The sequence below is a fragment of the Stenotrophomonas sp. FBCC-B152 genome, assembly GCF_059134105.1.
The window spans coordinates 3,465,543-3,490,693 of the sequence record NZ_CP101442.1; the positions used below are offsets into that span (position 1 = coordinate 3,465,543).

25 protein-coding genes are annotated in these 25,151 nt (G+C 67.5%); 12 read left to right on the plus strand and 13 right to left on the minus strand.

The genetic code is table 11. The features are described 5' to 3' along the window. Position 1 precedes the first annotated feature (1 nt). From cutA to NMB40_RS15920, 3 genes are read left to right on the plus strand one after another with little or no spacing between them, the layout of a single operon-like run. Positions 2 to 340: a divalent-cation tolerance protein CutA gene (gene cutA / locus NMB40_RS15910; RefSeq protein ID WP_494359046.1), complete on the plus strand. Its 339-nt coding sequence runs from the start codon at positions 2 to 4 to the stop codon at positions 338 to 340. Next, a complete protein-coding gene (locus NMB40_RS15915; protein WP_494359047.1) occupies positions 340 to 2,706 on the plus strand; it encodes a protein-disulfide reductase DsbD family protein in 2,367 nt (788 codons plus the stop codon). Before cutA ends, NMB40_RS15915 begins: the two co-directional genes overlap by 1 nt. Then, positions 2,703 to 3,308 carry a TlpA family protein disulfide reductase gene (locus tag NMB40_RS15920; RefSeq protein ID WP_494359048.1) on the plus strand — a complete coding sequence of 202 codons (606 nt, stop codon included), beginning with the start codon at positions 2,703 to 2,705 and terminating at the stop codon, positions 3,306 to 3,308. The genes NMB40_RS15915 and NMB40_RS15920 overlap by 4 nt, the downstream gene beginning before the upstream one ends. Before the next feature lie 31 nt (positions 3,309 to 3,339). Here NMB40_RS15920 and NMB40_RS15925 read toward each other — a convergent pair whose 3' ends face one another. The 7 genes from NMB40_RS15925 to NMB40_RS15955 all read right to left on the minus strand — a co-directional run bounded on the left by NMB40_RS15925 (position 3,340) and on the right by NMB40_RS15955 (position 12,462). Next, positions 3,340 to 5,976 (minus strand): excinuclease ABC subunit UvrA, encoded by a 2,637-nt coding sequence (locus tag NMB40_RS15925; protein WP_494359049.1) that lies wholly within the window; start codon positions 5,974 to 5,976, stop codon positions 3,340 to 3,342. A 69-nt stretch (positions 5,977 to 6,045) separates the two neighbouring features. Then, positions 6,046 to 8,574 (minus strand): methyl-accepting chemotaxis protein, encoded by a 2,529-nt coding sequence (locus NMB40_RS15930; RefSeq protein ID WP_494359050.1) that lies wholly within the window; start codon positions 8,572 to 8,574, stop codon positions 6,046 to 6,048. 137 nt (positions 8,575 to 8,711) lie between these two features. Further along, complete coding sequence (locus NMB40_RS15935; RefSeq protein WP_494359051.1) at positions 8,712 to 9,719, minus strand: bestrophin family protein; 1,008 nt, start codon at positions 9,717 to 9,719, stop codon at positions 8,712 to 8,714. A 31-nt stretch (positions 9,720 to 9,750) separates the two neighbouring features. Further along, positions 9,751 to 10,257, minus strand: a complete 507-nt coding sequence (locus NMB40_RS15940) for an Ohr family peroxiredoxin (RefSeq protein ID WP_448143688.1) — start codon at positions 10,255 to 10,257, stop codon at positions 9,751 to 9,753. Positions 10,258 to 10,289: 32 nt separating this feature from the next. After that, positions 10,290 to 11,045 (minus strand): SDR family oxidoreductase, encoded by a 756-nt coding sequence (locus NMB40_RS15945; RefSeq protein ID WP_494359052.1) that lies wholly within the window; start codon positions 11,043 to 11,045, stop codon positions 10,290 to 10,292. A 128-nt stretch (positions 11,046 to 11,173) separates the two neighbouring features. Further along, positions 11,174 to 12,208 (minus strand): LysR family transcriptional regulator, encoded by a 1,035-nt coding sequence (locus NMB40_RS15950; protein ID WP_494359053.1) that lies wholly within the window; start codon positions 12,206 to 12,208, stop codon positions 11,174 to 11,176. Next, on the minus strand, positions 12,199 to 12,462 hold the full coding sequence (locus tag NMB40_RS15955) for an RNA polymerase sigma factor (protein WP_093534796.1): 264 nt from the start codon (positions 12,460 to 12,462) through the stop codon (positions 12,199 to 12,201). Before NMB40_RS15955 ends, NMB40_RS15950 begins: the two co-directional genes overlap by 10 nt. A 115-nt stretch (positions 12,463 to 12,577) precedes the next feature. Between NMB40_RS15955 and NMB40_RS15960 the strand changes: the two genes are divergently transcribed. Then, positions 12,578 to 13,465 (plus strand): RNA polymerase sigma-70 factor, encoded by an 888-nt coding sequence (locus NMB40_RS15960; RefSeq protein WP_494359054.1) that lies wholly within the window; start codon positions 12,578 to 12,580, stop codon positions 13,463 to 13,465. Then, complete coding sequence (locus NMB40_RS15965) at positions 13,465 to 14,076, plus strand: DNA-3-methyladenine glycosylase (RefSeq protein WP_494359055.1); 612 nt, start codon at positions 13,465 to 13,467, stop codon at positions 14,074 to 14,076. Before NMB40_RS15960 ends, NMB40_RS15965 begins: the two co-directional genes overlap by 1 nt. 17 nt (positions 14,077 to 14,093) lie before the next feature. Here NMB40_RS15965 and NMB40_RS15970 read toward each other — a convergent pair whose 3' ends face one another. Further along, positions 14,094 to 14,726, minus strand: coding sequence for a M23 family metallopeptidase (locus NMB40_RS15970; RefSeq protein ID WP_494359056.1), 633 nt, complete (start codon positions 14,724 to 14,726; stop codon positions 14,094 to 14,096). A 65-nt stretch (positions 14,727 to 14,791) separates the two neighbouring features. Further along, a complete protein-coding gene (locus NMB40_RS15975; RefSeq protein WP_494359057.1) occupies positions 14,792 to 17,095 on the minus strand; it encodes a CocE/NonD family hydrolase in 2,304 nt (767 codons plus the stop codon). Positions 17,096 to 17,205: 110 nt separating this feature from the next. Between NMB40_RS15975 and NMB40_RS15980 the strand changes: the two genes are divergently transcribed. Then, positions 17,206 to 17,472: a hypothetical protein gene (locus tag NMB40_RS15980; protein WP_494359058.1), complete on the plus strand. Its 267-nt coding sequence runs from the start codon at positions 17,206 to 17,208 to the stop codon at positions 17,470 to 17,472. Positions 17,473 to 17,481: 9 nt separating this feature from the next. On the opposite strand, the gene NMB40_RS15985 is transcribed toward NMB40_RS15980, so the two are convergent. After that, positions 17,482 to 18,624 carry a DUF1254 domain-containing protein gene (locus tag NMB40_RS15985; RefSeq protein WP_494359059.1) on the minus strand — a complete coding sequence of 381 codons (1,143 nt, stop codon included), beginning with the start codon at positions 18,622 to 18,624 and terminating at the stop codon, positions 17,482 to 17,484. Positions 18,625 to 18,795: 171 nt separating this feature from the next. Here NMB40_RS15985 and NMB40_RS15990 point away from each other — a divergent pair, with 171 nt between their 5' ends. The 3 genes from NMB40_RS15990 (at position 18,796) to NMB40_RS16000 (ending at position 20,624) form a co-directional block, all read left to right on the plus strand. Further along, entirely contained in the window at positions 18,796 to 19,179 is a 384-nt protein-coding gene (locus NMB40_RS15990) for a response regulator (RefSeq protein ID WP_494359060.1), read from the plus strand. Between the two features lie 57 nt (positions 19,180 to 19,236). Then, on the plus strand, positions 19,237 to 19,842 hold the full coding sequence (locus tag NMB40_RS15995; protein WP_494359061.1) for a TetR/AcrR family transcriptional regulator: 606 nt from the start codon (positions 19,237 to 19,239) through the stop codon (positions 19,840 to 19,842). Positions 19,843 to 19,943: 101 nt separating this feature from the next. Beyond that, positions 19,944 to 20,624 (plus strand): type 1 glutamine amidotransferase domain-containing protein, encoded by a 681-nt coding sequence (locus NMB40_RS16000; RefSeq protein ID WP_494359062.1) that lies wholly within the window; start codon positions 19,944 to 19,946, stop codon positions 20,622 to 20,624. 94 nt (positions 20,625 to 20,718) lie between these two features. Here the strand turns inward: NMB40_RS16000 and arsC are convergent, their stop codons facing one another. After that, positions 20,719 to 21,123: an arsenate reductase (glutaredoxin) gene (gene arsC / locus NMB40_RS16005; protein ID WP_494359063.1), complete on the minus strand. Its 405-nt coding sequence runs from the start codon at positions 21,121 to 21,123 to the stop codon at positions 20,719 to 20,721. Continuing rightward, positions 21,120 to 21,857: an arsenical resistance protein ArsH gene (gene arsH, locus NMB40_RS16010; RefSeq protein WP_494359064.1), complete on the minus strand. Its 738-nt coding sequence runs from the start codon at positions 21,855 to 21,857 to the stop codon at positions 21,120 to 21,122. The genes arsC and arsH overlap by 4 nt, the downstream gene beginning before the upstream one ends. A gap of 38 nt (positions 21,858 to 21,895) precedes the next feature. Here arsH and NMB40_RS16015 point away from each other — a divergent pair, with 38 nt between their 5' ends. After that, positions 21,896 to 22,210 carry an ArsR/SmtB family transcription factor gene (locus NMB40_RS16015; protein WP_282246355.1) on the plus strand — a complete coding sequence of 105 codons (315 nt, stop codon included), beginning with the start codon at positions 21,896 to 21,898 and terminating at the stop codon, positions 22,208 to 22,210. 17 nt (positions 22,211 to 22,227) lie between these two features. Beyond that, positions 22,228 to 23,304 (plus strand): ACR3 family arsenite efflux transporter, encoded by a 1,077-nt coding sequence (gene arsB / locus NMB40_RS16020; protein ID WP_494359065.1) that lies wholly within the window; start codon positions 22,228 to 22,230, stop codon positions 23,302 to 23,304. Positions 23,305 to 23,311: 7 nt separating this feature from the next. Here arsB and NMB40_RS16025 read toward each other — a convergent pair whose 3' ends face one another. Further along, positions 23,312 to 24,187, minus strand: a complete 876-nt coding sequence (locus NMB40_RS16025; RefSeq protein WP_494359066.1) for a LysR family transcriptional regulator — start codon at positions 24,185 to 24,187, stop codon at positions 23,312 to 23,314. Positions 24,188 to 24,345: 158 nt separating this feature from the next. On the opposite strand from NMB40_RS16025, the gene NMB40_RS16030 reads away from it, so the two are divergent. Then, positions 24,346 to 24,999, plus strand: a complete 654-nt coding sequence (locus NMB40_RS16030) for a hydrolase (RefSeq protein WP_494359067.1) — start codon at positions 24,346 to 24,348, stop codon at positions 24,997 to 24,999. Positions 25,000 to 25,151: the final 152 nt, after the last annotated feature.

Below are 25,151 nucleotides of genomic sequence, written 5' to 3' on the forward strand. Positions count from 1 at the left end.
CATGTCGACCCCCGATCCCGTATTCATTCTTCTGACCACCTGCCCTGATGCGGCTACCGCCGCGCGGATCGCGCACGCACTGGTGGAAGAACGCCTGGCCGCCTGCGTCACCCGGCTGGACGGGGCGCATTCGACCTACCGCTGGCACGGTGAGGTCACCGAGGACCACGAGGTCCAACTGCTGATCAAGACCACCGGCAACCGCCTGGATGCGGCCATCGCGCGCGTGCAGGTACTGCACCCGTATGAACTCCCCGAGTGCATCGCGGTCGAAACCCGCGCCGGCCTGCCGGCGTACCTGGATTGGATTCGGGCCCAGACCCGAGAGGAAACTGATTGATGACGCTGTTTCGTCGTGTTGCCGCGCTGTGCGCGCTGTTCGTGGTGTCCCTGCCGGCGCTGGCCGTCAGCGAGAAAGACCTGCTGCCGGTGGACGAAGCCTTCGGGCTGAGCGCGCAGGCGCGCGACCGCGACCGCATCGAGGTGAGCTGGAAGATCGCACCGGGCTACTACCTCTACCGCCACCGCACCACGGTCAAGAGCGACGCCGGCTTCAGTGCCGAGGCGCTGCAGATGCCGGCCGGCAAGAAGCACCACGACGACTTCTTCGGCGAGGTGGAAACCTACCGCGAGCGGCTGACCGCGGTACTGCCGGGCAAGGCCGCCGACGGTACCGATACGGTGACGCTGGAAGTGCGCTACCAGGGCTGCGCCGATGCCGGCGTGTGCTACCCGCCGCAGAAGCGCAGCGTGCAGGTCAAGCTGCCGGGTGGCAGCGCCCGCGCCGACAGCGCCGTGACCCCGGCCTTGGGCGGCGCCGCGTCGCCGTTCAACACCCCGCTGGCCGGTGGCAGCGCCGCCGGTGGCCTGCGCCTGCCCGGTGCGGCCAGCACCCAGTCGCTGCCGCTGCCGTCCGAGCGCGCCTTCGGCTTCGAAGCCATCGTCGGCGATGGCAACACCGTGCTGCTGCGCTTCAGCCCGGCGCCGGGCTACTACCTCTACCGCGACCGCACCTCGCTGAAGCTGGAAGGTGCCCCGGGCATCCGCGCGGACAAGCCGCTGTGGCCGGCCGCCAAGTCGCACCGCGACGAACACTTCGGCGATGTGTCGGTGTACTTCGACCAGGTCGACGTGAAGCTGCCGCTGCGCCGCAGCGTGGCCGATGCCGCCGATGCCACGCTGGTGATCACCTTCCAGGGCTGCCAGACCGATGGCATCTGCTACCCGCCGATGACCCGGCGGGTGAAGCTGGCGCTGCCGGCCGGCAAGGTCAACGCCAGCGCGGATGAAGAAGCACGCCGCAGCGAAGTGATCGCGCCGCTGGTGTCGCGCGAGAAGCGCGCGCAGGCGCGCGAGGCTACCGGCATGGCGACCCAGCCGATGCTGATCCGCCCGAACGAACCGGCCCTGGAGCTGCCCGCCGACGGCACGCCGGACGCCAGCGCCGACAACGACCAGCGCACGCGTCCTCCGGGTGCCAGCGGCAGTGCCGCGCCGGTCACCCTGGTCACCGCATTGCTGCTGGCACTGGTCGGCGGCCTGATCCTCAACCTGATGCCGTGCGTGCTGCCGATCCTGTCGCTGAAGGTGCTGGGCGTGGCGCAGAGCGGTGAAAGCCGCCAGCGCGCGCGCAGCCATGCGCTTTGGTACACCGCCGGCGTGCTGGTGGCGTTCGCCGCGATCGGCGCGCTGGTGCTGGCGCTACGCGCCGCCGGGCAGGCCGCAGGCTGGGGCTTCCAGCTGCAGCACCCGTGGTTCATCGCCGCGTTGGTGTACCTGATGTTCACCGTGGGCCTGAGCCTGTCCGGGGTGTTCACCCTGGGCGGCAGCCTGGGCGGCGTGGGCCAGTCGCTGGCCTCGCGCAGCGGGCCGATGGGCGATTTCTTCACCGGCGTGCTCGCCTGCGTGGTGGCCAGCCCGTGCGTGGCACCGTTCATGGGGGCGCCGCTGGCCTATGCCTTCACCGCACCGGCGGTGCCGGCGATGCTGGTGTTCCTGATGCTGGGCCTGGGCCTGGCGCTGCCGTTCCTGCTGATCGGCTTCGTGCCCTCGCTGGCCAAGCGCCTGCCGCGCCCGGGTGCGTGGATGGAAACCCTGAAGCAGGTGCTGGCCTTCCCGATGTATGCCACCGCGCTGTGGCTGCTGTGGGTGCTGGGCAAGCAGCGTGGCGTGGATGCGATGGCGCTGGTGCTGGCCGGGCTGGTGGTGCTGGGCCTTGCGCTGTGGTGGTTCGAACGCAGCCGCTGGCGCAGCCAGCGCGTCGGCGCCGCCTTGGCGCTGGTGCTCCTGCTGGGCGCGCTGGTGCCGGTGTGGGGCGTGACCCGCATCGCTGCACCGGCCAAGGCCGCGCTGGCGGCCGCCGACAACGTGGTGGCCTATTCGCCGCAGATGCTCGACCGGCTGCGCCAGGACAACCGCGTGGTGTTCGTCAACATGACCGCCGATTGGTGCGTGACCTGCAAGGCCAACGAACGCGCGGTGCTGGGCACCCATGGTTTCGAGGAAACCCTGCGCCGTACCAACGCGGTGTACATGCGCGGTGATTACACCAACGTGGACCCGGAGATCACCGCGTTCCTGGAAGAGCACAAGGCCGTGGGCGTGCCGCTGTACGTGGTGTACGGCCCCGGCGCACCACCGACCGTGCTGCCCACCGTGCTGACCCAGGCACTGGTGGAAGAAGCGCTGCTGCGCACCGCGCGATGAGCACCCCGCCGCCCCGCACATCGTTGATGGTGGTGGCGGCGCTGGCGGCGGCGCTGGGATTGGGTACCGGCGTGTACTACGTCGGGCGTGCGCCACAGGAACCCAGGTTTGCCGCCGTGGATCGGCCGGCCGCCGTGCCGGCCCGGCCCGGCGATCCGATGCCGGCCATCACCCTGCCGGACGTGGAGGGCACGCCGGTGGACTTCGACCGCTTCGGTGGCCGCCCCCTGTTGATCAACGTGTGGGCGAGCTGGTGTGGCCCGTGCGTGGAAGAGATGCCGATGCTGGCCGCATTCGCCGCCGCACAGCCGGCCGATGGCGTGCAGGTGGTGGGGTTGGCCATCGATACGCCGGACGGCGTACGCGATTTTCTTGACCGCGTGCCGGTGAAGTACCCGATCGTGATCGAGCAGCCTGCACCGGATGACGCCAGCGTGCGCCTGGGCAATGCGCAGGGGTTGCTGCCCTACACAGTGCTGGTGGGCGCCGACGGGAAGATCGTCAGGCAGAAGCTGGGGCCGTTCGCCGAGGGAGAAGTTGAACGGTGGGTGGGCAGTACCGACCAACGGTCGGTACCTACCGCCGGGGCGCCTGCGCGGTAGGTGCCTACCGTTGGTAGGCACGGATGCCCGGTCAGGCGAAGAATCGCCGCAGGTACGTCGCCGTCTTACCGTCTTTCGAACGGCTCACCTGCTCCGGCGTGCCCGTGGCCACGATCTGCCCGCCCTGCTCGCCCGCCCCGGGCCCCACATCGATCACCCAGTCGGCATCGGCCACCACGCGCAGGTCGTGCTCGACCACCACCACGGTGTTGCCCGCATCCACCAGCCCATGCAGCTGCGCCATCAGCTTGTCCACGTCGGCCGGGTGCAGGCCGGTGGTGGGCTCGTCGAGCACGTACAGGCTGTTGCCGTGCTGGCTGCGCTGCAGCTCGGTGGCCAGTTTGATGCGCTGCGCCTCGCCACCAGACAGTTCCGTGGCCGGCTGGCCCAGCCGCAGGTAGCCCAGCCCGATGTCGCGCAGCAGCTGCAGCGGGCGCTGCACCACCGCTTCGTCGGCAAAGAATGCCAGCGCCTCTTCCACCGTCATCGCCAATACCTGCGCGATGCTGCGGCCGTTCCATTCCACTTCCAGTGTCTTGGCGTTGTAGCGCTGGCCATGGCAGGTCGGGCATGGCGCGTACACGCTGGGCATGAACAACAGCTCCACGTGCACGAAGCCTTCGCCTTCGCAGGTTTCGCAGCGGCCCTGCGCCACGTTGAAGGAGAAACGGCTGGCGCTGTAGCGCCGTGCCTTGGCCATGCGGGTGCCGGCGAACAGCTTGCGCACGTGGTCGAACAGGCCGGTATAGGTGGCCAGGTTGGAACGTGGCGTGCGCCCGATCGGCTTCTGGTCCACGTTCACCAGGCGCTTGATTGCCGTGTGACCGGCATGCAGGCGGCCACGGGTGCGCTCGATCCGGTTGGGCTGTGGCAGCTCATCGTCCGCCTCGGGTGCAACCGGCTCATGGCCCAGGTACTCACCCACCAGCTCCACCAGCGCCTGGCTGACCAGGCTGGACTTGCCCGAGCCGGAGACACCGGTAACCGCGCAGAACGTGCCCAGTGGGAAGCGCGCATCCAGCCCATGCAGGTTGTTGCGGTGGATGCCGCGCAGCTCCAGCCAGCCGGCAGGCGTGCGTGGGCTGCGGGTGGCGCGGTCGTGATTGCCGAACAGGTAGGGTGCAGTGGCCGAGGCGGCGACGCCGCGCAGCCCCTCGGGCTCACCGCTGTACAGCACCTGCCCACCGTGCTGGCCGGCACCGGGACCGACATCCACCAGCCAGTCGGCGCGGCGCAGCATCTCCAGATCGTGCTCCACCACGAACAGCGTGTTGCCGCCCGCCTTGAGCTGGTCCAAGGCGTCGTACAGGGCCTCGCCATCGGCCGGATGCAGACCGGCAGTGGGCTCATCCAGCACGTACACCACGCCGAACAGGCTGGAGCGGATCTGGGTGGCCAGGCGCAGCCGCTGCAGCTCACCCGGCGACAGCGTCGGGGTGGCGCGGTCCATCGACAGGTAGCCCAACCCCAGCGCTTCGAGGGTGCCGATGCGTTCCACCAGATCGTGGGCGATGCGCTGGGCGGCGATGCGCTTCTCCTCTGACAGGTCCGGGGTGCGGCGCACGTCACTGCTGCCACCGTGCAGCAGCCCGCCCTTCGCCACGCGCTGCTGTTCGGCCTTGCGGCCGGCGGCGCGGCTGCGCGTTGCACCTTTCGCAGGTGCATCGAAGCGGCCCTCCGCCGCCGGCCGCAGCGCCTCGGCCATGGCCGCCAGCGACAGCCGGGACAGCGCGCCGATGTCCATGCCGGCGAAGGTCACCGACAACGCGGCGCGCTTGAGCCGCTTGCCGTCGCAGACCGGACAGACCGTACCCACCATGTAGCGCGCCACGCGCTTCTTCATCATGGCGCTCTGGGTGGTGGCGAAGGTATGCAGCACATAACGGCGCGCCCCGCTGAAGGTGCCCATGTAGCTGGGCTCTTCCTTGCGGCGCAGCGCGGCACGGGTCTCGGCCGGGGTGAAGCCGGCATACACTGGCGCCACCGGCTGTTCCTCGGTGAACAGGATCCAGTCGCGCTGCTTCTTCGGCAGGTCGCGCCAGGGAATGTCCACGTCGTAGCCCAGCGTCACCAGGATGTCGCGCTGGTTCTGGCCGTGCCACGCCGGCGGCCACGCGGCGATGGCGCGCTCGCGGATGCTCAGCGAGGGGTCGGGCACCATCGACTGTTCGGTCACTTCATACACGTGGCCCAGGCCATGGCAGTTCGGGCAGGCGCCCTGCGGTGTGTTCGGCGAGAAGTCTTCGGCGTACAGCATCGGCTGTTTGGCTGGATACGTACCTGCGCGCGAATACAGCATGCGCAGCAGGCTGGACAGCGTGGTCACGCTGCCCACGCTGGATCGCACGCTCGCGGTGCCGCGCTGCTGCTGCAGCGCCACCGCCGGCGGCAGGCCTTCGATGGCATCCACGTCGGGCACGCCCACCTGGTCGATCAGGCGGCGCGCGTACGGCGACAACGACTCCAGGTAACGGCGCTGCGCTTCGGCGTACAGCGTACCGAACGCCAGCGAGGACTTGCCGGAACCGGAGATGCCGGAGAACACCACCAGCGCGTCGCGCGGGATGTCCACGTCGACGTTCTTCAGGTTGTGTTCGCGCGCGCCGCGAACGCGGACAAATGCGTTACCCGTGTGGGCGGGGGACGGTGCTTTTCGACGTGTGCTCATGGGGAGAAGCATACCGTCGGTGGCGCTGCCCGTTGGGCGGCCCACGTAGACACCGCAATCACGAACCTATCACGCGACAACCGGACGAGTCCCGCGCACAGCAGCAGGCCGCGCCAGCACGAACGCCGCCACCGCTTGGGACAACAGCGCCGCCTGCCGCTGCATCGCCTGCGCGGACGCCGAGGCCTCTTCCACCATCGCCGCGTTCTGCTGCGTGCTGCCATCCATCTGCAGCAGTGTCCTGCCTACCTGCTCGATCCCCATGTTCTGCTGCTGCGAGGCCGCCGAGATGCTCGCGGTGATCGCGGTGACCTGCTCCACGCTGCCGACGATACGGCGCATGGTGGCGCCCGCCTCACCTACCTGGCGGGTACCGGCGTTGACCGTCTCCACCGAGGTCTCGATCAGCTGCTTGATCTGGCGCGCTGCATCGGCGCTGCGCTGGGCCAGCAGGCGTACTTCGCCCGCTACCACCGCGAAGCTCCGGCCCTGCTCGCCGGCCCGTGCGGCTTCCACCGCAGCGTTGAGGGCAAGGATGTTGGTCTGGAAGGCGATGCCGTCGATCACCCCGGTGATGTCGCCGATGTGCCGCGAGGAGCCTGCGATGTCGTGCATCGTGGACACCACCTGTGCCACCGCGTTGCCGCCCTGCGCGGCAATGGCGGCGGCATCCATCGCCAGCAGGTTGGCCTGCTGCGCCGACTCCGCGTTCTCGCGCACGGTGGCAGTGAGTTCCTCCATGGAGGACGCGGTTTCTTCAAGATGCGCCGCCTGGCGTTCCGTGCGTTCGGCAAGGTCACGGTTACCGGCCACGATCTCGCCAGCTGCGCCGTTGATCGCCGACGTGGCGTGCTGGATGCGCGCCACGATGTCGGCCAGCTGCGCCACGCTGGCGTTGGCATCGTCGCGCATCTGCGCGAACACGCCCTGGTACTCGCCCTGCATGCGCACGCCCAGGTCGCCATGCGCCAGCCCGGACAGCAGCGCCTGCAGCCCGGCCAGGTTGCCCTGGAAGGTATCCAGCAGGCGGTTGATGCTGACCGCCAGGGTCAGCACGAAGCCCTGCTTGTCGTTCACCGCGATGCGCGCCTGCAGCTGGCCCTGCGCGGCGGCGTCCACCAGCGCGGCCACTTCGGTTTCGACCGTGGTTTCCAGCGCGCGGCTGCGCCATTCCACCGCAGCTCCCAGCAGCTGGCCGTGGTCAAGGATGGGGTTGATGACCAGCTGGTAGCGGATTCCGCCCTGCTCGATTTCGTGCGTGCTGGCATCGCCGCGCTGCAGCTGCCCGGCGACGACCGCAAACACCGGATGCAGCCCTTGCGCCGGTTGGCCCTGCCACTGCCCGGGCGCGCAGCCCAGCGCACTGCACAGCGCATGGTTGAGGAAGCCGATGCGGCCATCCGGCTCCAGCACCATCAAGCCGGTCTGGGCACTGTCCAGTGCCTGGCGCGCACGGGTGTTATCGCGCGCGGCGGCCCGCTCTGCCTCGATCCGGCCGCGCAGTCGTTCCTGCATATGTCGCAGGCGTTGCGCCAGCTGGCCGAATTCATCGTGCGGGTTATGCACGACCAGCACCGTATCCAGCCGGTCCTCGGCGATGTCCTCGGCGAAGCGCAACGTGTTGGCGATCGGCCGCTGCACCGCCTGCAGGGTCAGCAGCAGCGTGGCGATGAGCAACGCGGCCACCAGCAGCAGCGTGACCGCGAACACCACCGTCATCGCCCTTGCCTGTGCCTGCAGCCGCCCACGCGCGGCCTCCAGCGCCGTTGCCTGCGCACGCTGCACCTGCTCAAGCGACGGCGCGATCTGTGCAGCGGTATCGGCCAGCGACTGCGCTTCCACATCCAGCCCCACCCGCGCGGCAGTGTAGCCAAGCAGTGCGCCCTGGTAGCTGTCCATCGCGGCGCGAAGCGTGTCCTGTGCGGCCACCGGCACGCCCGGCGCCGCCAGCGCCAGTTCGAACGGCAGCTTGGCTTCGCTGGCGCGGTCGGCATGGGTCGAGTCGCCGGTGAGCAGCAGCAGCGCTTCCTGCCGGCGGATGGCCTGCCACTGGGCCTCCAGTGCGGGCCGTTGCAGGGCGGCCAGCTCGGCCTCCATCGCAGTGGCGACGGCCTCCAGCTGCGCGCGCAACCCGGCCTCGCCCCGTCCCATTTCATCCACACGTGCGTTCAGCGCGTTGATGCCCTCGGCAAACTCGCCGATGCGGGAGGCGAGCGCCTTCAGTGAAGCCGCATTGCCGTTGGCGGCCGCGGCGCGCTGCAGTGCCTCCAGCGACACCTGCAGGCGCTGGCGCGCCTGCTGCAGTGCCTCGCGGTCGGCGTCGTCGAAGCTCGCCGCGTAGCGGGTCTGCAGGCGACGGGCATCGGCCACCTGGGTGCCCAGCAGCGCCATCAGGCTGGTCGCCTGCTGATGGGTGGCGAAGGTGTCGGCGGCGCGTTCGCTGTTGTACCTTGTCCAGGCGTAGACGGCGGCCACCAGCAGCAGGCCCGCTGCGCAGGCCGCCAGGCTGATTTTCAACTTGCGCGCCACGCTGAGCCGGCGCAGGGGTTCAGCCCGGCGGGCAAGGGACGACAGCACACGGCGGGGGATGGCCGACATGACGCACTCCAGGCAGAAGGACGCATCGGTATCGGCCGCATTCGCCTGGACTTTAGGGCGGGATCCATCTGCATCCCGCCCTGTCCGCGCAGTGCCTACGTTGTAGCGGGCGTTGAAGACCGCACGATGACGGTCGGCTACATCACGATGGGGCTGGCCGGGGCCTGCGGCGCCGGAATGTCGCGCTCATCCAGCAGCAGGCGCAGGTCCAGCTCGATGGAGGTGCACAGCTGCGAGATCGGAATGTCGTTGGCCCCGCCCTCGAACGGATTGGCGCTGCTTTCGCCGACCTGGTCCAGCGCGGCATACATCCACGACACCAGCACGCTCAGCGGAATCGCCAGCCACACCATGTGCCCGGCCATCGCCCCGCCCACCGTATCGTTCATGGGGGCCAGCAGGTCGATCATGCCCAGCGGCAGCAGCAGGCACAGGATGCGCACGAAGATCACGTTGATCACCGCGTACTGGCGCGGATAGGGGTAGTTCTTCAGCCGTTCGCTGCGCGCCTGCTGGTCGTGCAGGTCGCGCAGCACGCGCTGCAGCTCGGCGAAGCTGGCCTGCGGTATATCGCCGGCATCCAGCAGCTGGCGCAGCGATGCGCCCTGCAGCGACAGTACTTCGGTGGCCTTGCCGCCAGCGCCCAGGATGCGCGAGCGCTCTTCGGGGGTGACGTACTTGATCAGCTCGGCATCCAGCGTGCGCACCTTTTCCGGCACGTCATAGCGCTTGCGGTACTCAACGTTGGGCGCCAGCTGCACGGTCTCCCAGGGCTTGGTTTCGCGCATCTGGTAGCGCAGCGCGGTCAGCCACGCCAGGTGCCGGTACACCAGCCGCCGGGTGTGTTCGGGATGGGCCACGTAGTCACGGCTCATCGTGCCCCACAGGCGGCTCGCCGCCGTAATGGAGGCCCATACCTGCTGCGCTTCCCACAACCGGTTGTAGGTCTGGGTGTTCTTGAAGCCGGCAATCAGCGCCACGCTGGTGCCCAGCATGAAGATCACGTTCCAAGGCACCGCCAGCCAGTGCAGCCCGCCAAGCTGGTACAGCGCCACCAGCGCCACATCCAGCAGGATCAACAGGTACAGCGGGCGGCGGGTCCACAGCAGGAATTCGGTGAAGGTGTAGGAGCGGCCAGCGTGCATGAGGGTGTTCTCCAGCAGGGGGAAACGCCGCTCAGGGCGCGGCGGTAGGCACCACGCTCACCACGTGGGTGATGCCGTTGCGGAACATCTTTGCGTAGGGGCAGACACGTTCGGTGTTGCGCACCAGCTCGGCGGCCACGCCCGCCTCCAACCCGGGCAGGTATGCTTCCACCTCGGCCGACAGCAGGTACAGGCCGTCGATGGGATCGCGCGAGAAGGTCACCGCCACCTCGATGCAGGCATCCACCAGCACCAGCCCGGCACGGCTGGCCAGCAGGTTCATCGCGCCGTGGAAGCAGGCCGCATAGCCTGCGGCCAACAGCTGCTCGGGGTTGCTGCCGCCCCCTGGTCCGCCCAGCGAGGGAGGCAGGCGCAGCTCGAGCGCCAACGCGCCATCGTCGGAGACGACCACGCCCGAAGCGCGTCCGTGACCCGTCTCCCCGCCGCTCACCCGCACGCGGCCGGTGTAGAGCGGGCGCACCTCGTCGCCACGGTACTTGTCGAGAACGGCGGGCGACGGCGGCTTCAGGTCGGACATGACGTTTCCACGAGGTGCGGGCGGACGGGCAATCAGTTGCTGCGGACCAACCCGGATGACTGCAGCCAGCCATCGAAGCCCTGCCGGCCCAACCACGCCTGTCCCACCGGCACCAGCGTGTCGTCCTGCAGCTGCGCGCCGAAGTACGGTGCCTGTGCATCGCCCACCACCCGGCGCGGGTCCTGGGTGCGGTCCAGGAAGCGCTGCGCCAGCTCGTCCATCGGTGCGCGCTCGGGGCCGGCGATTTCCACCACGCCGTTGGCCGGCGGCTGCAGTGCCACGGCCGCTACGGCCTCGGCCACATCCTCGGCCGAGATCGGCTGCACCAGCGCGGTGGGCAGGCGCAGCGCGTCGCCGGCGGACTGGATGATGCCCGGCAGGAATTCGAAGAACTGGGTGGAATGGATGATCGTGTAGGCGATGCCCGCCTCACGGATCAGCGTCTCCTGCGCGATCTTGCCGCGGAAGTAGCCACTGGCCGCCAGCTTGTCGGTGCCCACGACCGAGAGGGCAACATGATGGCGTACGCCAGCGTTCGCTTCAGCGGCCAGGATGTTGCGCCCGGCGGTCTGGAAGAAGGCCAGCACCGCGGCATCTTCGAACGACGGCGAGTTGGCCAGGTCGATGACCACGTCGGTACCGGCCATGGCCGCGTCCAGGCCGTCGCCGCTGATGATGTCGATGCCGGTGGACGGCGCGGCAACGACGATGTCGTGGCCGGCCGCGCGCAGGCGGTCGACGACCTTGCTGCCGATGCGGCCGGTGCCGCCGATGACCAGGATCTTCATGTTGTTGCTCCAGGAGGGGAAGGAGGACCCCGGGGGGCCGGGGCATGTGACGATGCTAGGCAGGCCGCTGCGGCGGCAGTAGGTCCGCGCGCGGACGCGCACTGTTGCCTGTCAGGCACCAATGGCGTTCATTGCCACGCGCCGGCGTCGATGTCGCGCGCCGGCGCACTGGCCTGCTGCACGCTTTCCCAATGGGTCACCACGTCCAGATCGAGCGCACGCACCTCGCTGGTGATGAAGTCGATGAACGCGCGGATGCGCTTGGGCAGCTGGCGGCGGCTGAGGTAGCACAGGTAGTGCCCGCGGTCGTCGGCGGCGTACTGGTCCAGGCAGCTGACGGCCAGACCGGCATCCAGCGCGGCGCGCACCTGGTAGTTCGGCAGCTGGGCCAGGCCCTGCCCCTGCAGGACCGCCTGCAGCGCTAGGTCTGCGTCGTTGAACACCAGCGCCGACGCAGGTGCCAGGCTCAGCGGTCGTCCTTCCACGCGGAACTCCCACGGCTGCAGCCGGCCGTTGGCCTGGCGCTGGCTGATGCAGGCATGCGCGGGCAGTTCGCCCACCGTGGTCGGCAGGCCGTGCCGCACCGCGTAGTCCGGTGCGGCGCAGACCAGCAGCTGCATGGGAATCAGGTGCTTGGCGATGACCTCGCTGTCTTCCAGCACGCCATCACGGAAGGCCACATCGATCCGGTCGGCGGCCAAGTCCAGGGGGCGCTCCTCCAGCTGCAGTTCGAGCGTGACGTCCGGGAAATGGGCCCGGAATGCCGACAGCAACGGCGCGATCACCTTGCGCCCGAAGCCATGCGTGGCACTGACCCGCAGGTGCCCACGGGGCGGCCCGTCGCGCAGGTCGCGCATCTCCTCCAGGGCCTGCAGGATGCGGTCCACGCCCGGCCGGCAGCCATCATGGAACAGCTCGCCTTCGCGGGTGAGCGAGGTCGAGCGGGTGGTGCGCAGGAACAGCCGCACGCCCAGCTGTCCCTCCAGTTTCTGCACGCTGCGGCTGACCGCCGAGCGGCCGATGCCGAGCCGGTCGGCCGCGCGCGAGAAGCTGCCTTCGTGGGCCACGGCAATGAACGCCATCACCCCGGCGTAGCTGGCCGAAAAGCCGGTGGTGAGCGGGTCGACACCGTCGTCTACGGTGGCCGGATCAGTCAAGGACATGCGGGCGGCGCTCCAAGGTGGCGCGCATGCGCGCGCAGGCAGGCGTGGGCCGCTTCCAGCCGTTGCCTGCATTCAGCAGCAGGCAACCCCAGCAACGGCATGAGCTCCTCGATCGACGCACCCGCCACGTCATGCAGCAACAGCAGCAGGCGGGCATCGGCAGGCAACGCCTCCAGCGCAGACAGGAACGTCGTCCACACCTGGTCGGCGGGACGTGGCAGGCCTGCGGCATCGGCAGTGGATGAGGTGCTCATGCAAGGCAGACGGACCAGCGCAGCGCGCTGTGACAGGTCCCTGCCAACCCGCGTGCGGTGCAGTGTCCTGCTCACGGCACTGTCCCTGCGGCGCGTGCTCGTGTTGAATGCCGCCATGGATACCTCCCTCGACCGCTTCACCCAGCTGCGCCCGCGCGTGCTCGGCGTGGCCTACCGCATGCTGGGCTCCATGGCGGAGGCCGAAGATGTCGCGCAGGAGGTGTGGCTGCGCTGGAACGGCACCGACCGCGACGCCATCGAGAACCTTGAAGCCTGGCTGGTCGCCACCACCACCCGTATCGCCATCGACGAGCTGCGCATGGCCCGCCGCAGCCGCGAGCACTACGTGGGCATCTGGCTGCCCGAACCGGTGTTGACCGACGATGCCAGCACGCCCGAGCACCTGCACGAAGCGGCCAGCGATCTCTCCGTGGCGTTCCTTGCCGTACTGGAACGGCTGGCGCCCGAAGCACGCGCCGCGTTCCTGCTGCACGATGTGTTCGACCGCGACTATCCGGAAATTTCCAGCATCCTGGGCAAGAGCGAAGCCGCCTGCCGGCAGATCGTGCACCGCGCCCGCACCCGCCTGCGCGAAGAACGCCCGTTGCATGCGGTGCCGCACCGCACCCACCAGCAACTGCTGCAGGCCTTTACCGATGCGCTGGACAAGGGCGACCTGAAGTCGATGATCGCGCTGATGGATACCTCCGCGCAGCTGATCGGCGACGGGGGCGGCTTCGTCAGCAGCTTCCCCAAGCCGATGCTTGGTGGCGCGCGTATTGCCCAGCTGTTGTTCGCACCCACCCTGCGGCGTCGCGCCGAGCTGCGCATGGTGCCCGCGTTCATCAACGGACGTATGGGGGTGCTGCGTTACTTTGGCGGGCACCTGGATTCGGCGATGTCGTTCGATACCGATGGTGAGCGCATCACCCAGATCCTGGTGCAGCGCAATCCGAACAAGCTGGCGCGGATCGTGGCCGCACAACAGCCGGCGCTGCGCTGATGACCCTGCCGCCGTCGCGCTGGCGCACGCTGCCGCGCAGCTTCTACCGCCGCCATCCGACCGAGGTCGCGCCGGAGCTGCTCAACAAGCTGCTGGTGCGCGACGACGGCCGCGCCGGCCGCATCGTGGAAGTCGAGGCCTATGCCGGTGACCAGGACCCGGCCGCGCATTCGTTCCGGGGCATGACCCCGCGTACGGCCACCATGTTTGGCGAATGCGGCCATCTCTATGTCTACTTCACCTACGGCATGCACTGGGGCAGCAACGCGGTCTGCGGTGAGGTCGGCCAGGGCTGGGGCGTGCTGTTGCGGGCATTGGAACCTGTGCAGGGATTGGAATTGATCCGTGAGGCGCGGCCCGCCATCTGCCGCGACCGTGAGCTGGCCAGCGGCCCCGGGCGGCTGTCGCAGGCGATGGGTATCACCAAGGCGCTGGATGGTGCGGACCTGGTCAGCAATGATCGCGGCATCCGCATCGTGTCGGACGGTACGCCGCCACCGGATGATCCGGTGGCCGGGCCCCGGATCGGCATCAGCCGCGCCGTGGAGTTCCCGTGGCGCTGGCATGTGCGCGGGCATGCGCACGTGTCCGGTCCACGTTCAAAGGCGTAACGACCAACGGTCGTTACCTACCGGGGTAGCGCACGACCGTTGGTCGTGCCGTGCGCCTTCAGCAGCGGCAACGGATCATATGCCCCGTCGGCGCCGTAGATCCCCCAATGCAGGTGCGGCGGCGTACCGGCGGCATTGCCACTGTCACCGACGTAACCCAGCACGGTGCCTTCGCTGACCACCTCGCCTTCGGCCAGCCCCTCGCGCCACTCCTCAAGATGCGCGTAGTAGTAGCGCTCGCGCGCCGGCCCCACCACCCAGACCTGGCGACCGCCCAGCCCGCTGTCGCGCACCGCCACCACCACGCCTGGTGCTGCGCTGCGCACCGGGGTGCCGCGCTTGGCGAAGATATCCACCCCGGCATGGGTACGATCGCGCCCGCGCGGCGCGCCGAACGTGTCGGCGATGCGCCGTGCCGCCACGCCTTCCACCGGCACCGGCAAGGTGGTGGGCGCCGGCATGCGCGCCAGTTCCCACAGGGCGCGCGGTGCCTTCAGCCATTCGCTGTTCCACACTGCCAGCAGCGCTATGCCCAGCAGCACCGGCACTGCCAACCAGATGAGCCAGCGGCGGAGGGCGAACGCTCGCGAACGCGGGCTGTCGGGCGCCGTAGCGGCGGTGTCGAAGTCGGGGCCTGATGGTGAATTCATGATCCCAGCATCGCAGACGGCATGTACACGGCACCTGTACGCACAGGCATGACGGCACTGGACACCTACGGGCCCGCCGCACGCAACGGGATCCGCAGCACGCTGTCAGGGTGCCAGTCGATCCGCAGCGGCTCGCCGGCATCGGCCGCCGATTCATCGCTGACATCGCCCCCGGTGCCGTGGTTGACCTGGTGCTGGGCATCCTTGAGCACATCGACGATCACCAGCAGCCTGCTGCCGGCTGCCATCCGCCGCGCGGTCATGCGCGTGCGCTGCAGCGGCAGGCGGGTCCAGGTGCCGGGCTGGAGCAGGTGGCGGGTGGTCTGGTCGGCGGCATAGCTGGCCCGGCCCACGTAGTAGGACAGCTGCATCACCTTTCCGTTCAGCATCAGTTCGTACAGGCTCACGGTCAGGTCGACATCGCGCTTGTTGATACGCACCTTCAGCTCGCCCGTGAAGCTGCCCACCACGTCCATCGGGTGGGCAAAGGGCGTGCTGACGAATGACAGCCCGCCATCGTCCGGCAGACCGTCGCGCACGATCGGATAGGGATAGTAGGAGTGCCGCTGGCTGCTGCGGTCGGCGAAATCGACGGTCTGGCTCAGCACGGCGTCCGTTTTCGGCGCCGTCCCGCTGAGCCGGTGCTGGCCGCCATCGCGCTCGCTGGACAGATGAAAGGTGCGATAGCTACCCGCAGCGGCGTCCAGTGAATTGGCATGCTCCCAGCGGTTGGCGCCCATCAGCTCGTAGTTGACCCGCCCCGCCAGCAGCGGCGGCAGCGGCGCGCCGCGCAGGACGTGGTCGAACCACTGGAAGGTGATGGCCTCGGTATCGAACTGCGCAGCCGGGTCCACGGTGTACCCGCGCAGCTCCATTGCCTTGACCAGGGCCTGCGTGCCGAAGTGGTCGTACGGTCCGATCAGCAGCCGATGGTCGGCGCCGGGAAGATGCCGGTAGTGCTGCTTGAAGTACTCCAGCGCGGAGATCTGGCCATCATCGTAGTAGCCGGTGATCGACAATACCGGGAAGGTAATGCGTGTGTAGTCTTCTTCCCACGGCACCATGGCCTGCCAGTAGTGGTCGTAAGCCGGGTGCGCCAGCCAGCGCTGCAGCCACGGGTTGGGGGTGCCATCGACCTGGTCAATCTGCCGGTATGGGCGACCGGAGCGATACCAGTCCTCGGTCAACGCATCCCAGCGCGCGCGTTGGTTATAGGTGTCGTTGTCCAGCAGCCGGGTGTTGGCCACGTAGAACGGCCAGGCATAGTTAGCCGACAGGAATACGTTGTTCTCCATGGGCAGGCCCAACCCGGGAATGGCCGCCACATAGGGCGCAATCGCCTTCAGCGCCGGGTGCGCGTGTCCGGCAGCCGCCCATGCCGCGAAGCCACTGTAACTGCCGCCGTACATCACCACTCGACCATCGTTCCACGGCTGCCGGCTGATCCAGTCGATGGCCGCGTTGCCATCTTCGCCCTCGCGCTCATACGGGGCCACTTCGCCGGTGCCCAGGCGCTTGCCGCGCGCATCCACCACCACGCCCACATAGCCACGCGCGGCCGCCATCGCGGCCTGGCTTTGATTACGCGGCGGGTCGGTGTAGATGGTGAACAGCATCGCGGCGGGCAGCGGGGCGCGTGCGCCGCGCGGACGGGCGACGTGTGCCGAAAGCACCACCCCATCCTTGGCCGGGATCAACACGTCATCACTGATCTCGAAACGTTTTTCCTGGTCTTCGCGGATAAGTGCGGGTGCCAGTGCCACGGCGGGAATGAAGGCCTGCACGAAGGCCGCCTGGCGGACCAGATCGAGCGCCACATCGCGTGGCAGCGCGGATGTCCCTGCGTTTGCCGCCACCGCTTCGTTCAGCCCGGACTGCGCCGAAGGCAGGTTGGTGACGAACCAGTAGTGCGTGCGTACGGCGGCAAGATCATCGAGCGCGGCGAAGTGCTCGCGGAAGGCGCGGGCATATGCGGTGTCGGCGGGACCCTCCACGTTCGCTCGCGACCGCGCCAACAACAGGTACGGGGTCCAGCGTTGAGCGCGCCCCTCTTCCCCTCCTTCGGTCAACGACTGGCGCAGGCGTTCGATGGCGGTGGCGGCCTCTGCGTCGCGGCCCGCGACCAGCAGCAACTGGCTGCGCTGCGGCTCGTCGAATCCGGCTGCGGTCGGCTGGTCCAGCAGGTCGGACGCCAGCGCCTTCAGCGCTCCATCGCGCTGCGCAGGTGTGGCATCGGCAGCCAGCGACCATGGCACGGCCAGCTCATCGGCAACCGCTGCCAAAGGCAACAATGCGATCAACAGGAGCAGGAGCAGCCGGACCCTGGCCGGGCGACGGCGAACGACAACGTGCGGATCACGTGCAAGCACGGAGCAGTCCTTGCAAAGCGGCAGGTGGGGCGCAGCATACCCTTCCCTCCCGCCATGACATACTCCACGGGCAACCGGCGCGTTGTCGCCGCTCCCTGCCAAGGCCGCGCATGTCCGCAACCGCTACCTGTCCCCGCTGCACCACGCAGTTCGACGGCCGCAAGGCCCTGCTGGGCGGCGGCATTCCTGCCTTCTACTCACCCTTTGCCAAGCGCGATGTCGCCCTGCGGGTACGCTGCCCCCACTGTCGCCACGAATTCGCCACCCCGGACGTGCGGCTGCTCGGCGGCCGGCTGTCGCTCAACGGCTACCGGGTGGTAGCCGTTGGCCTGCTGGTGGTCTGCGTGCTGCTGGTGATCTACCTGCCGCCGCGCTGAGCGGCCGGGTTACTGCACCGGCACCGCTTCCGGGAAGGACCAGCGCCCGTCGAGAATCTCGGCGCGTGGCCGGTACAACCGGACCATGTAGTTCCAGCCGGGTGTAGTGGGCAAGCAGTTGGGCACCTGGCCATCGCAGCCACCGAACTGGATGTCCACGGCGCCGTCTGCATTTTTCTTTGCCGTCAGATTGTTGAGCGAATAGGCGTTCTGCGCGTTCTTGTCGTAGTAGCCCTTGGCGTTGTAAAGGCTCACCGACCAGAACCCGTCCACCGGGACATCGGCGACATGCAGTCGGTACACCGTCTTTCCATCGTTGTTGGTCGGCGTCACGTTGAGGTAGATCGCTTCGCTGTCCGGGTTGCCACCCCACGCCGTCGCTGCGCCGATTAACCGGCGTACCGGATCAGCCGTTTCGCGCGTGCCGAACATGCGGCGCGCATCCGGCAACGTTGAGCCCAAGGTCACCAGTGCGTCGCGCACCTTGTCCTGGCTCACCGTGTCCCACTTGGGAATCTCGAAGCTGCCCGGCGCCGCCTGCTGGACCTTGATCGCATCCTGCAGGGCATGAACCTTGGCTACGTCCTCCGGATTGTTGGGATCCACCAGCGTGCGGAAGCCAACGACCACATAGCGGGTACCGTCCTTGCCGCGGCTCAGCGTGTAGGCGCCGGGCTTGTAGTTCACCTGGGTGGTGTACTGGTCCTCGTCGATCACCTGCATGGACATGAAGCGATCACCGGCATCCGGGAGGGTGATGGTGACCGGTCCGGCATCCAGGTCGAACACCGCGCTGGAGTACAGGGTGTCCCGGTTCAACCTCACCACGGTCTGGTTGTCGATCGATGCCGGTTCGCGATGGTGGAATATCTTGCCGAGCCCACCTTCCTTCACCAGGGAGGCAAAGTACCGGTCCGATTCGGCGCGCACGAAGTTGTCGGCGGTGACGGGCACGCTTCCTGGCTCGGGCGCGGTCGCCACGCGCGCCGGGGTTTGCGCCGGCGCGGTCGGGGCAGGCGCAGGAGCAGGCGTTTCCGCAACGGTGGGGGAAGCCGCTTCGGGCTCACGTCGGCAGGCGGATAAAGCCACGGTCACCGCCAGGGCCACGGCGGCCAGGGCAAGGCGGTTATGTCGCAGGATGGCGTTGCTCACGGCAGGATCTCCAACCACGGGTGTTGGAGCGTAGCAATGGCCGTCCTGACCCAAAACCGTACTTCTACTGCGTCCCGAGACCGGAGTTGATGAAGATGGCGGCTACGAGGCTTTCCGCAGTGTTGACACGATGAAGCAGACCATCAGGGCATCCCCCGTCTGCACACACCCATGAGCCCTCCCGTTTCATCATCCACAAGCAAGGTCATCCTGGTGGTCGAGGATGAAATCGAACTCTCACGATTGTTCATCGAAGTATTGAGCGGCGCCGGCTACACCGTGGTGCCTGCCTACTCGGTCACCGATGCCCTGTTCGCCTTGGCTGACCAGCCCTTCGATGCCGCCATTCTGGATGTTGAACTGCGCGACGGTGCGGTGTTCCCGGTAGCTGATCGGCTTGCGCGACTCGGTACGCCGTACCTGTTCGCATCGGCCGTGTACCTGCAGGCCATTCCGAGCGCGCACAAGGGCATCCCCTTTGTGTCCAAGCCTTTCGAGATTGATCAGCTTCTTTCCCACGTGGACCGGGCCATCAGGACAGGCAAGGCCGCATAAAACCCGCGTCGCGCAAGGCACTAGACGACCGGTCTAATCGGGTATAGAGTGCGTTCCATGAGCCCGCCCCCAGCCACTGACACCCTCGATGTCCGCGACAAGATCCTGGCCACCGGCCAGCGGATCATGGGCGGCAAGGGCTTCTCAGCGGTAGGCCTCAATGAGGTGCTCTCCGCTGCCGGCGTGCCGAAAGGTTCGTTCTATCACTACTTTGGTTCCAAGGAAGCCTTCGGCGAGGCGTTGCTGGAAGACTATTTCTCGGCCTACCTGGCCGATATGGATCGCATCTTCAGCCAACCCCGCAAGAGCCGCGCACAGCAGCTGGACGCCTATTTCAAGGCATGGATGGACAACCAGTCCTTCGAGGATTGCCAGGGCAAATGCCTGGCGGTGAAGCTTGGCGCTGAAGTGGCCGATCTTTCCCAGAGCATGCGGGCGACGCTGCAGCGCGGTACCGCCGGCATCATCGGCCGCTTGGCGCAGGTGCTGGACGCAGGCGTCCAGGAAGGCTCGCTCGCGTTCTCCGGCACCCCGCAGGCCGTGGCGCAGAGTCTCTACGAGCTGTGGCTGGGCGCCAGCCTGATGGTGAAGATCGTCCGCAAGCGCCAGCCGTTCGACAACGCATTGCGCACCACCCACTCCCTGATCCGCCCCGCCGCCTGACCCGTAGCGGGGAATGCCTCACGCCCCCTTGGGGTTTTTTTCACGCCGGCCTTCTAGACGACCGGTCTACTGTACCCCACCACTTACCCAGGAGCACCCCAATGAATGTACTGATCGTCCTGACATCACACGATGAACTCGGCTCGACCGGCCGCAAGACCGGCTTCTGGCTGGAAGAGCTGGCCGCGCCCTATTACGCCTTCCAGGATGCCGGCGCGAAGATCACCCTGGCCTCGCCGAAGGGCGGGCAGCCGCCGCTGGATCCGAAAAGCAACGAACCGGATTTCCAGACCGATCTCACCCGCCGCTTCGAGGCCGATGCCGCCGCCACCGCGCAGCTGGCCACTACCGTGCGGCTCGACACCGTCTCACAGGCCGACTTCGATACCGTGTTCTACCCCGGTGGCCACGGCCCGCTGTGGGACCTGGCCGAAGACCGCCACTCCATCGCGTTGATCGAGTCCTTCATTGCCGCCAACAAGCCGGTCGCGCTGGTCTGCCACGCACCGGGCGTGCTGCGCCACGTCAAGGCCGCTGACGGCAAGCCGCTGGTGGAAGGCAGGAAAGTGACCGGCTTCACCAACAGCGAAGAAGCCGGGGTCGGTCTCACCGACGTGGTGCCGTTCCTGGTCGAAGACACCCTCAAGGCGCTGGGCGGCGATTACTCGAAAGGCCCGGACTGGGGCTCGTACGTGGTCAGTGATGGCCTGCTGATCACCGGACAGAATCCGGCTTCGTCCGGCGAAACCGCGACAACCCTTCTGCAGCAACTGCCCCGGTAGGATCGGCTCCCAAACGACCGCCGATAGCCTCTCAACGCCCGGTGACGCATGAAACGCGGCGAAGCAGCGCTTCGCCGCATCCGGCGTCCAGCAGTCAGCCCGTTGCACCCACGATTTCGCCATCTTCCTTGGTAAACGGCGTCGCGATCGGCGGCAGGATCACCAGGACCACTTCCGACGGCCGGCACATGCGGGTACCAAGATCGGTCTGCACCAACGGCCGCTGGATCAGGATGGGGTGCGCCAGCATCGCATCCAGCAGCGCATCGTCGCTGAGCGAGGCATCATCCAGGCCCAGTTCCAGATACGGCTTCTCCTTGGAACGGATGGCGCCGCGCACGCTCAAACCGGCCGCGGCGATGAGCTCGACCAGGCGTTCGCGGGTCGGCGGCGTGAGTAGATACTCGATCACCTCCGGCTCGATCCCGGCATGCCGGATCAACGCCAGCGTGTTGCGCGAGGTCCCGCACCTGGGGTTGTGATAGATGACAGCGTTCATGCACTTTCCTCATTCAAAACGGATTCAACGACGCCGGCCGCGGCCGCCAGCGCGGCCGCCTCGACGGCGCCCTTGCGCTCGCTGTAGCGATCCACCAGGTAGTCACTGCGGCCGCGTACCAGCAGGGTGAATTTGACCAGCTCTTCCATCACATCCACAACGCGGTCGTAATAGGCCGACGGCTTCATTCGTCCGTCCTCGTCGAACTCCTGCCACGCCTTGGCCACTGAAGACTGGTTGGGAATGGTCACCATGCGCATCCAACGGCCCAGAACGCGCAGCGCATTGACCACGTTGAATGACTGCGAACCACCGCAGACCTGCATCACGGCGAGCGTTCGCCCCTGGGTGGGGCGCACGCTGCCCTCTTCCAGCGGCAGCCAGTCGATCTGGTTCTTGAACACCGCCGTCAGCGTTCCGTGCCGTTCCGGACTGATCCATACATGGCCCTCCGACCACAGCGAGGCCTGGCGCAGTTCCTGCACTTTGGGATGGGTGGCCGGAACGGCATCAAGCATCGGCAGTTCGTGCGGATCAAACAGCCGTGTGTCTGCACCGAGATGTTCCAGCAACCGCTGCGCCTCCAGCGCCAGCTTGCGGCTGAACGATTGCGGCCGCAGCGACCCATACAGGATGAGGATGCGCGGGCGGTGCGGCGGTGCGGTTCCCGCTTCAAGCGCGGCGACCGAAGGAATGTCCAACGCGCCCGGGACCAGATTGGGGAAGTTTTCCACGGCTTGTCCTGCCTCACTATTTCCATTATTCTAGAATTATGGAACATAAGCGCGCAACCACTGCCTTGGCGGCCCTGAGCCATGCCACCCGCCTCTCCATTTTCCGCCTGCTGGTGCAGGCCGGCAGCAACGGCAAGCTGGCCGGCGATATCGCACAGGCGTTGAACCTGCCTGGCGCCACCCTGTCCTTCCATTTGAAGGCACTGTCGGCAGCCAAACTGGTCACCGCCGAGCAACGCGGCCGGGCCATCTGCTACCGGGCCAACTTCCAGGCGATGGGCGCGCTGGTCGCCTACCTCACCGAAAACTGCTGCGCCGACGATCAGCCCGTTGATCGGCCCGGCTGCTGCTGAACGGCCTGGCGTCGAACATGGCCAACGAACCGGTCCGCCTGTCTTTCCTAGATCGTTATCTCACGCTGTGGATATTCGCCGCGATGGCGATCGGCGTGTGCCTGGGGGCGCTGTTCGATGGCATCCCTTCTGCGCTCAACAGCCTTTCGGCAGGCACGACCAACGTTCCGATTGCCATCGGCCTGATCCTGATGATGTACCCGCCGCTGGCCAAGGTGAAGTACGAAGCGCTGCCAGATGTGTTTGCCGACAAACGCGTGCTGGCACTGTCGCTGGTGCAGAACTGGATCGTGGGGCCGTTCCTGATGTTCGGCCTGGCCGTACTGTTCCTGCGCGACTCCCCCGAGTACATGACCGGCCTGATCCTGATCGGGTTGGCGCGCTGCATCGCCATGGTGCTGGTCTGGAACCAGTTGGCCCGGGGCGACAGCCAGTACGTGGCCGGGCTGGTGGCCTTCAACTCGATCTTCCAGATCGCGCTGTTCAGCGTGTACGCCTGGTTCTTCCTGTCATGGCTGCCACCCGTGTTCGGCCTGCAGGGCAGCGTCATCGACGTCAGCATGTGGACCATTGCCGAGGCGGTACTGATCTACCTGGGCATTCCGTTCCTGGCTGGCTATCTCACGCGGCGCTGGTTGAAAGCGGCCAAGGGCACACAGTGGTATGAGCAGCGCTTCCTGCCCGCGATCAGTCCGATCACCCTGGTTGCGCTGCTGCTGACCATCGTAGCGATGTTCAGTCTGAAAGGCGGCGAGCTGCTGCGCCTTCCGCTGGATGCGGTACGCATCGCCATCCCGCTCACGCTGTACTTCATCATCCAGTTCGTCGTCAGCTTCTTCATGGGCAGGCTTATTGCCAGGGACTATCCCAGAACCACGGCGATTGCCTTCACCGCCGCCGGCAACAATTTCGAGCTGGCCATTGCAGTGGCCATCGCCGCGTTCGGGCTGGCCTCGCCAGTGGCGTTCGCTGCCGTGATTGGCCCGCTGGTGGAAGTACCCGTGCTGGTGCTGCTGGTGCAGGTGGCGCTGCGGCTTGGCCGTCGTTACTTCGCCACGGACGGGCTCACCGGCGTAGCCGCGTCCAGCAAGTGAAAGCAATCTACGTCGGCGCTTGGTCAAAGCACTCGATCAACAACTCGGTCAGCGCCCGCACCTTCAATGACGGATGCGGGCCCGGCGGCCGGATGACGTAGATCCCGGCCGGTGGCGGTCGATGGCGCGGCATCACGTGCACCAGCGCGCCCGAATCCAGATGCTCCCGGGTCAGCCCGTCGGGTAGCCACGCGATGCCCAGCCCTGACAGCGCCGCTGCCAGCAGCGCTGTTCCGTTGTCGGCCTTGAAGCGCCCCCGCGGGTGCACGGTCACCACTGCATCGCCATCCAGGAACTGCCACGGCTCGGTGCCTTGCATCAGCGCCTCGTGCGCCCCGAGCTCGTCAGGCGTCCCGGGTGACCCGTGCGCGTTGACGTAGTCAGGGCTGGCCACCAGCCGCCCGTACAGCGGTCCCACGCAGCGCGCGACCAGGTTGGAATCCGGCAGGTAACCCACGCGCACGGCGCAATCGAAGCCCTCTGCCACCATATCCACGAAGCGGTCGCTGTAAGCCGCATGCACATGCAGCTGCGGATGACGCCGCGCCAGTTCGGCAAACACCGACGCGAAATGGGTAGGCCCGAACGTCAGCGGCGCGGCAATGCGCAGGCGGCCACGCAACTCGCCCGTGGGCAGGATCGCTTCCCGGGCCGCATCCATCTCCGCACACGCGCGCGCGGCGTGCTCGCGGAACATGGCGCCGGCTTCGGTGAGCGCCGCCCCACGCGTGGTGCGGGCGAGCAGCTGCACCCCCAGCTCCGCCTCCAGCCGCGCCAGCCGGCGGCTGACGATCGACTTGGCCACGCCCAGCCGACGCGCCGCCGGTGACACACCACCCGCGTCGGCCACGTCCACGAACGTCCGCAGATCTTCTATGTCCACCCTGCCCTCCCTGAGTCGCCCCACAGCCTGACACAGCGGGCGCCCATTCAGCGTTCCGGTTTCTGCGACACAGCTGGGCGCCGCATGCTGCTACCGCCGTGCAACCGGCGATGACAAGGTTTGGGTTCGCCCTACCCCAACCCACCCAGGATGATTCCATGACACTCCGTAACGGCCTTGACTCACTGCTTCGCCCCGAAGATTCCGTGCTCGTGCTCATCGACCACCAGCCTTACCAGCTGGCCAACCTCAACAGCCACGACCCGCAGGCGGTGGTGAACAACGCCACCGCGCTGGCCAAGACTGCCAAGGCGTTTGGTGTGCCCACCATTCTCACCAGCGTCATCGCCGAACGCGGCGGCCTGATCTTCCCGCACATTACCGATGTGTTCCCCGGCCAGGAGGTGATCGACCGCACCTTCATCAACACCTGGGAAGACCGCAAGGTGGTGGACCTGGTCAAGGCCACCGGCCGCAGGCAGCTGGTCATCGCCGGCCTGTGGACCGAAATCTGCGTGGCCATGCCGGTCATCCAGGCCCTGGGCGAAGGCTGGGACGTCACCGTCATCACCGATGCCTGCGGTGCGGTGTCGGTGGAAGCGCATCAGGTCGCCATCCAGCGCATGATCGCCGCCGGCGCCAACGTGATGACCTGGATCGCGCTGGCCGGCGAATGGCAGCGCGACTGGGCGCGCCTGGAGCACGTGGCCGAAGTAACCGACGTCTTCAAGCAGCACGCCGCCGGCAGCGGCATCGCTTACCTGTGGGAGCAGCAGCTGCTCAACACCCCGGTACCTGCCGCCACCGCCTGATCAGCAAAGCGGGAAGCGGGATGGCCTCATACCAGTGTATGAGGCCATCGAACCGGTGGACGGTCGGGCGCATACCCGGAGATAGCTGTGGTCCGGTACGCCCGCGTGGATAGTGGAGCTGCACCCGTTGCAGCCCCTTCCCACAGGAACGC